Genomic DNA, 911 nt, shown 5'->3' with positions numbered 1-911 from the left:
GCGGGCGGGTTGGCGATGACGGGGGAGAGTCCGGTGTGGCCTTCGCGGGTTTGGGCGATTTCGCGGATGCGGGTGCGGCAGGCGTACCAGCCGGCGATCATGAGGGCGGAGGCGATGGCGGTGACGAGCATGGTGAGGGGGGAGTCGATGAAGACCATGGTGAGGACGCCGGCGAGGAAGAGCAGGGAGAGGTAGCCGGTGTAGGGGGCGCCGATCATGCGGAAGGAGGGGCGTTCCAGCCAGCCTTTGTCTGCCCAGCGTTTGAGTTGGAGCTGGCACAGGACGATGGTGGCCCAGGTCATGATGATGCCCACGGAGGCGACGTTGAGGACGATTTCGAAGGCCTGGGCGGGGACGAGGTAGTTCAGCGGGACGCCGAGGAGGGAGACTCCGGCGGTGATGGCGATCCCGCCGTAGGGGACGCCGGCTTTGTTCATGCGGGAGGCGAACTTGGGGGCTGAGCCGTTGACGGACATGGAGCGCAGGATCCGGCCGGTGGAGTAGAGCCCGGCGTTGAGGGAGGACAGGGCGGCGGTGAGGACGACGAGGTTCATGATGACGTCCACGCCCTGGATGCCGATGGAGCCGAAGAACGTCACGAAGGGGCTGACGCCTTTTTCGTAGGAGGTGTAGGGCAGCAGCAGGGCCAGGAGGATCACGGAGCCGACGTAGAACACGGCGATGCGGAACACCACGGAGTTGATGGCTTTGGGCATGATCTTTTCCGGGTTCTCGGTTTCGCCCGCGGCGGTGCCGACGAGTTCAATCGAGGCGTAGGCGAACAGGACGCCCTGCATGAGGATGATCATGGGCAGCAGGCCGTTGGGGAAGATCCCGCCGTTGTCTGAGAGCAGGCTCAGGCCGACCTGTTGGCCGTCCACGGGGGTGCCGAAGATGACGAAGTAGGTGCC

General features: G+C 65.2%; 1 pseudogene. It reads right to left on the bottom strand.

Features of this window, described 5'->3' with window-relative positions:
* A pseudogene (locus HTS88_RS21975) lies at positions 1-911 on the bottom strand (amino acid permease); the annotation flags it as partial.

It is taken from the genome of Pseudarthrobacter oxydans (genome assembly GCF_013314975.1).
GTDB lineage: Bacteria > Actinomycetota > Actinomycetes > Actinomycetales > Micrococcaceae > Arthrobacter > Arthrobacter oxydans.
Note: the sequence above shows the minus strand (reverse complement) of the source record. Positions and strands in the feature narration are given on the sequence as shown.